The organism is Tautonia rosea (genome assembly GCF_012958305.1).
GTDB classification, from domain to species: domain Bacteria; phylum Planctomycetota; class Planctomycetia; order Isosphaerales; family Isosphaeraceae; genus Tautonia; species Tautonia rosea.
In genome coordinates this window covers 22,740-29,663 of sequence record NZ_JABBYO010000028.1, presented here as the reverse complement: position 1 = coordinate 29,663, position 6,924 = coordinate 22,740, and the positions used below count along the sequence as shown (strand labels likewise).

At 56.7% G+C, this 6,924-nt stretch carries 3 protein-coding genes and 1 tRNA gene; 2 read left to right on the top strand and 2 right to left on the bottom strand.

Going from position 1 to position 6,924, the window contains the following annotated elements; translation table 11 throughout:
* Window positions 1-1,046: 1,046 nt before the first annotated feature.
* Entirely contained in the window at window positions 1,047-4,391 is a 3,345-nt protein-coding gene (locus HG800_RS26135) for a UTP--glucose-1-phosphate uridylyltransferase (RefSeq protein ID WP_169981190.1), read from the bottom strand.
* Between the two features lie 135 nt (window positions 4,392-4,526).
* Window positions 4,527-5,489 carry a UTP--glucose-1-phosphate uridylyltransferase gene (locus HG800_RS26130; RefSeq protein ID WP_169981188.1) on the bottom strand — a complete coding sequence of 321 codons (963 nt, stop codon included), beginning with the start codon at window positions 5,487-5,489 and terminating at the stop codon, window positions 4,527-4,529.
* Window positions 5,490-5,663: 174 nt separating this feature from the next.
* Between HG800_RS26130 and HG800_RS26125 the strand changes: the two genes are divergently transcribed.
* Both HG800_RS26125 and deoC read left to right on the top strand, forming a co-directional pair.
* A tRNA-Asp gene (locus HG800_RS26125) sits at window positions 5,664-5,737 on the top strand.
* Window positions 5,738-5,992: 255 nt separating this feature from the next.
* Entirely contained in the window at window positions 5,993-6,724 is a 732-nt protein-coding gene (gene deoC / locus HG800_RS26120) for a deoxyribose-phosphate aldolase (protein ID WP_169981186.1), read from the top strand.
* The last annotated feature ends 200 nt before the right edge of the window (window positions 6,725-6,924 follow it).

The window sequence follows — 6,924 nt, the reverse complement described above, 5'->3', positions numbered from 1 at the left end:
CGCGATCTCAATTGAGGTGATGTCAAGGCACAATGGGATGTTCTTCAGCGCGAGGAGCAACGACTGACTGCCGTCGCTCGCAGGTTACACAATAAGTGGGCATGTGCCGGTTCAATCCTCGGTAGACATCAGTAGCAAAACGCATGGAACGAGTCACGAGCCAGGGGGACGGTTTCAGGACGAGCAAGGCTTCGCCGTCTCAAGACGTTCCAGATAAGCCTTGGGCGCACTCGAAGCCAGACCAGCTCAAAAGCGGCCGCCAATCGCTCACGACCCCCGTGGGTGGGCGAGAAGAGTCATACATCGGGACTCAAGTGGACGAGATGTCCCGTCGCGAGGAGGAGGTTCATCGTGGCTCTCGGGGATCCTCGCACCGCAAGTCGGGCAAACGGGATCAAAACGATTCTGGTGTGAGTTCTCACACTGAGCGGGAGCGTTTGACGGGGATCCACAGTGCGGGCAACGGACCATATTCACCTTGCGTCGGAGAACAAGAGCCACCTCATTCAGTGCGATCAATCCACCGAGAAGAACGAGCAGAAATGCCAGGAGATCAAGCGGGAGACCTCGTCCAGTCAAGACACTGATGCCCAGATCCCAAACCGTGACTGCAAGGATGAGGAGAATCGCAACGCGACCGACCAAAGCGGATAGCCAGAGCAAGCCTGCGACGAGCCGGTCGCGCCCTGTATTCCGAGCCAGCATGAACTGAGCAACCAGAGCCAAGACAATTGGAATGAGAATGGCTTCGAAGAAGAGCAGCGGGACGAGCCCGTAGTAAGCAACTGCGTTCGAGCGAACGGCAGGTACAATGCACGCCATGGCCGCCGCCACAAAGAATGGAACGGTGAGCAGTTGACCAAGGCTGAGTCGAAGTTGGCCACACGGCTTCATCTAGGGTGCCCCGAAACTTCGGGTTCCAAATCGAAATCGCAACAGAATCAATATGTGGAAAGCGAGTGACCGTTCCGCAGTTGGAATGTCGACTTCTGAATGGTTGCAAAGCCTCCGGTAAATCGATTAGACGACAAACGTCGTGAACCACCTTAGCGATCGAACGAACACAGACCCCGAACGTAGTCCAGACTGCCATCATTGGCCCATCCGTCGAGCTGGGCAGGGTCCTTGAGTTGCTGACCGCGAGGACGATCAACGGCAAGAAACGTGCAGTCGAGATCTGGAAGTGCGGTTAAGTCTCCCCAGAGCTTTTCAAACTGGACAACCGGAAAAACGTCCTCCTGCGCATGCCCCCATCGTCGCTTGACGTCCTTAATTGTCACGTAAGTCGGAACCCGAGCGGCCATAGATCGAATTGCTGAAGCGACGCGATCCGGGTTTCCGCTAAGGTCCTCTCGCGTCAGCTCGAAGGCGGAGAGCAGCCCGTCGATGTGAACCCAGGTGGTCATGGAATTATAGTACCGAAGCAGGAATTCGACCTCTTCGCGGGGTTGGGCGAGCCCTTCAAGGAGACGAAGCCGGCCGTTGACTCGGGCGAGGCCACCGCCGCGATCGTCGAGTCGACGTGCAATGACCTCGAAGGCTAGGGTTGCTCCCGACTCACGAACCTTGGCGAAGATCCTCGGATCGAGGTCAGCACCCAACGTATCGATGTTATGAACGAGCAACCACTGAAGACCAGGGAACTGTTTGAGTAACCGCGCGAGGATTCCGTTGCGCAAAAGATTCGGAACCTCGTAGAAGTGGCCTGGGGGATTGAATCGCTGAAGCGGAACATTATCAACGTAATCCGCCCCTTCCCCTTGAGACTGAGCCCATCCGAGGATTGCGCGTCGGCCAGCCTCGCGAACTTTCTGCTTGTTCTCGTCGAGGGTTTCGTGGGCTTGCTCTTCCCAGAGGAATGTCAGGTCACGCGTCATGGGAATTAATCGCTGGCCGATGGACTGACCGCGAGAGAGGAAGACTGGACCGTGGTGACCGTAGTTCCGAGTCAACTCAAGGTGGTGCTCGATGGCGGAGTGGGTCAGGTAACTGGTTGTCACGACGTGAGGGATGGTGACTCCGTATCGCTCCATCGCCTGCCGGGATTTCGCGAGATGGATTTCCAGAAAGCTTCGATGGAGGCCGTCGAGCATGACGAATGGATTTACGGCCTTCACCACACCTGCCCCGGTCGTCCATCGACTACCAACCCCAGCGGCGAGACTCACCACGGCAATCTCACCGAGCCTCGATTCCACGGACGACTGAGTTCGATCGTCGTTCAGGACTCGGGCGTCGATCAGATCGTCATCGTGAACATCACGGATCTCGGTATCGACTGGTAAACGATTGCGAGCCAGACCGATACGGCCCCGCTGAAGATCCTCGCGAAGTTGTTCGTGCTGAACGGGGTCGAATCCGTTCTCTCGACGGATGCGATCGGCCTCGGCGTTCCAATCTTCGGAGGTCGGGTCGAGCGCAGATCGCGAGACAGGAAAGAGGGTATTGACTGTCGCTCGGAACAGGCGAAGCAGTTCGGAGGTGTCGGCACTCCGAGACGCGAACTGGTCGATATCGACCCGGCGTTGGGGATTTACTTCGGTATGTCCCTGAGTGATCATCCGGGGAATCTGCAACGAATAGTACCGCGGGGGCATGAGAGCCGAATTGCCTTGCATGACGTCGGCGACCGTGCCGAGGGGATTGATGGCGAAGTCGTACACGACGGGTTCCATCGCAAATGGCAGTGCGTCGTGGAGTCGCTCTTTGACCCGCTTCAATATTGCCAGAGCCTCGGAGCGAAAGGCATCGCGGCGATGAGGAGCGACGAAAAAGGCCATTCCGCCGCCAGACATGCCGCCGAGCATCAGGAATCCCCAGAAGTCGTCTCCCAGATGTGCTTTCACTTCGGCGATGATCGACTCGGTAAACCGGTTGGTGACCCAGGGTATCATTCGCTTGAGGGGCCCGTCCCAGTTCTGGGTTGTCAGTTGACCCAGGGTCCGGACATCCGCGGACTGGACGGCGGCGACAATGCCCTCAAAAATCCTTAGGGCTTCTCGACGAGCCTCCCATTCCTCCTGGGCGCGGAGGAGGTATTTTTCGGTGACCATGTTCAGGATTGGCCCCACATTTTGAGCCATTCCGCCATGAACAAGCACCAGACTGTTTGCCAGAGCGTTATGGAAAGTCGAGCCTTCTCCTGCCTGGTCAAGCAAGGTGTGTTTCGGGAGTAATCGTCCACGGCTGATGCCAAATTCGGGATCGTCCTCACTGGCCGGCACACCCTCGATGAGCTTGATTCCGGGGAAGATCCCACCGGAATCCTGCCACCCTCCTCCAGAACCGCCGAGCCATTCGCCGAGAATCGCTCGGGCGACGACCACAGGTGCTTCTTCGGGGAGAAGGGGGCCGGTGAGTCCTCTCGTCTGGCAGGTCGCACGCATCAGGAGGGAGATGAGCGACGCGAGCAGGTTCGTAGAGACCGCGAGACGAGAACCTTTGGGAATATCATTGACCTTACTGACCACCTCAAGGCCGTAACCGGGACGGATTACCCGATCGAGAACGTGCTTCAGCGTGGTCGAGGAGCCTTCAAGCGAAGGGGGCACCAATCCCGACGCGATGATTCCTGCCTTGACCAGGCCGAGATAGTCGTTGCCGAAATTGAACAGTTCTTCCAGGGAACCAACATCCTTGGTGTCGTTCAGGTCAAGGCTGGAGATTCTGAGGATCGGCTCGGAAATTACTCGACAGTAGGTTTCGATCGGTGGCCTTGGCTGGGCGTCGCGGCCAAAGACCCCGAGATCAACCGAAATGTTGAGAACCCTCGCTCCCTCGGGAAAATCCATGCCAAGGAAGAAAATATCGGACCAGCCGCTATGTGAAAGATCGAGCCGAACCGGGGTTCGCTCAACCAGGATTGGGAAGAGCTGTTCGTCTCCTTCACGATCGAGCAATCTCGAATGAAGGCGGAGCGGGTGTTCATGGGCAGAGCCGACGCGAAACATCCAGCGATTTCCTTGGCAGCTCCTCACGGAACGTCGGACCTGATCGGCAAGGGTTTGCAGGGCAATCTCTTCGTAAGCCCTGGCCAGGGCGCTCGCGATGGTCCCGTTGGGACCGTCTCGATGCATCGCGGACCGAAACGACGAAATCGCTTGCTCGAAGCGGCGCTGCATCAAGTCGTCGACGCCCTCCACCGGAATCCAACCGGTCGAGGGAAGGTCAGATGCCTCCTGCAATATGTAACGGTAGAGGGTATGCAGGAACAAGGACGCTCGGACCCGTTCGTAGAGATTTGTCGATCGCCTGCGGAAGCGTTCCAGTTCCTCGCAATGGGAGAGGATCTGAACGGTCGAATCCCCCGTGATCAGGGACTGGAGTGAACGATCGCGAAGCTCCGGATCGGTCGAGGTGATTGTCTCGATCAAGGATTTCGCGTCAGCCATGAGAGAAGGTCCGGTTCGTCAATCAAAAAGAAAGAATGCATGAAAATCGTGAATCCTCGATGATCTTCGAGGAATCAGACAGTTGAGAATTCCACGCGCAGAAACAGGCGAAATCATCGCCTGAACGAATTCGATTTACGAGGATCGAAGATCGGTTGTCTGCTCTCGGGCAACCGATTCGACGAGCATCGTCAGCAAGCGATCCCGGTCGGCCCCGCTCAACGCCAGTGCGATCTGAGCCTCGACATACCCGAACTTCATCCCAAGGTTGTGTCTGGAACCCAGCGTTTCGAGAGCCAGATATTTTTCGCGATTAGCCAGGCTATTCAAGGCTGAGGTCAGCTGAATCTGATCCCCATCACGTTCGTCCCGATGCACGAGGTCGTCGAGGAGTTCGAGTATGGTCGGCGTCAGCACGTGCATTCCGAAGAAACAAAGGTAATGGCCAGCCCGAAGCCCTGGTACCTGGAGACGAAGCTCGGCAAGGGTAGGGTTGGGCTTTTCCACAATCTCGTCAATCTGGTAGGCATCGGTTCGGTCATGTAAGCGTCGGCCGGTCAGGGTGCCATACTGATGGATCAAGTGCTCACGAGTTGCCTGGACTGCAGAAACCGCACACGACTCAGACGACGCAAGCTCGATCAACTGGCGGGCACACCGACGACTTTCTCGGGAAATGTAAAGATGGTCGCCCAAGAGTAAGAGGAAGGGATGGTCGCCGATAAACGTTCGGGCGCACCAGACCGCATGGCCATATCCTTCGGGCTCATGTTGCTCAACAAACCGGATCCGGGAATCGAGTTCTCCGACCTTTCGAATCTGTTCTTCGGCCCAAGGAACCCCCCGAAACGCTGAGCGAAGATGCTCAGTAATGGAGTGAAATTGCGATCGGTAACGTGCTTCGTCGCCGGGAGCTGAAACGACGCAGATTTCCTCAATACCACTGTCGAGCGCCTCCTCAGCGATGATTTGTAGGAGCGGCTTGGTCAGACCATCTCGATCAACCAGGGGCAGCATCGCTTTCTGAACGGTGTCGGATGCAGGATATTGCCTGGCCCCTCGCCCAGCTGCTGTAATCACCGCCTTACGAATCTGCACGACAACTCTCCTCACCCACCTACGAACCCGACCGAATTCCGAGCTTTGTGTTGGAGCGCGAGCGTTCGATCCTCAACTGATGAATCACCTTACTCTTGTCCGGTCTTCCTGGACAAGGGACCTGACACTTGACGGCCTTCGGGTCTTCCGGTAGCATAATGCTCGTCCGGTTGAGGGGATGTAGCTCAATTGGTTAGAGCACCGGCCTGTCACGCCGGAGGTTGCGGGTTCGAGCCCCGTCATCCTCGCTTGAAACGCAAAGCCTCGGGTCAACCCGAGGCTTTTTTTGTAAGATAGTAATTCGATGCAACTCGCACCAATCGAAGCGATCATCCCTCGTATTTGCTCTTCCCGACTCGGAAGTGAAACTCCACCAAGGAACCCGGTGGAGAAGTTCCACATCTTTCATACTGAGTTGTCGGGCCGAACCAACGAGACGAGGGCCAAGTTCCGACATTGACCTGACTTCGCATGTCCCATCGGCCCGTTCCAGGAACCCCGCGATGGATGCGTCTTACGGCGACATCTCCAAGATGATTGATCACTCGTTGCTCAATCCCACGCTAACCCTCACCGACCTTGAGCGAGGATGTCGTCTGGCGGTGGCCTACGATGTGGCAAGCGTCTGCATCATGCCCTACGCCATGGCCCGATGTACCGAACTGCTTTCAGGAAGTACTGTTCAGCCAAGCACCACCATCGGATTTCCCCACGGAGGTCATACCACCGCCATCAAGCAGGCAGAAGCCATTCGAGCCATCGCGGATGGATGCCAGGAACTGGATATGGTGGTGAACATTTCCAAGGTCTTGAGCAACGCATGGGATGACGTCCGAGAGGACATTCGTGCAGTTATTGACGTCGCTCACGCAGAAGGGCGTAAGGTCAAGGTTATCTTCGAAAATTGCTACCTGACCGATGACCACAAGATTCGTCTCTGTGAAATTTGTGGTTCGCTCGACGTCGACTGGGTCAAAACCTCAACCGGATATGGTACTGGAGGCGCAACCCGTGAGGATTTGCAACTTATGCGGGCACATTCGCCGGCTCATGTCCAGGTCAAGGCTGCCGGCGGAGTGCGTGATCTCGACACCCTCCTTGATGTCAGGTCGATTGGCGTAACTCGAGTAGGTGCCAGTCGGACTGCCGAGATTCTCGACGATTGTCGACAACGACTTGGGCTAGAACCGATTGTGTCAGGTGATTTGAAACAGGGGTCGACGACCGGATATTGATGCCCTTCGCATCCTGTTTACCTGAAAACGATCATCGATTCAGCGCGTGAGTCGGCCTGTCTGTTCGGGCTCTGCCGTTCTAAGCACCTGCCACCAGGCTGCTGAGGATTCATCAGCTTCGCAGCGAATACGATCGGCTCCGCGCTCAGCAATCGCCACGAACGATCGACCGGAGCCGATGGACGCTTGATGCGTTGTCC

Bases quoted from the DNA above. Each gene is read 5' to 3' on its own strand.
- HG800_RS26135 (WP_169981190.1), bottom strand. From the start codon at position 4,391: ATGGCTGACGCGAAATCCTTGATCGAGACAATCACCTCGACCGATCCG.
- deoC (WP_169981186.1), top strand. From the start codon at position 5,993: ATGGATGCGTCTTACGGCGACATCTCCAAGATGATTGATCACTCGTTG.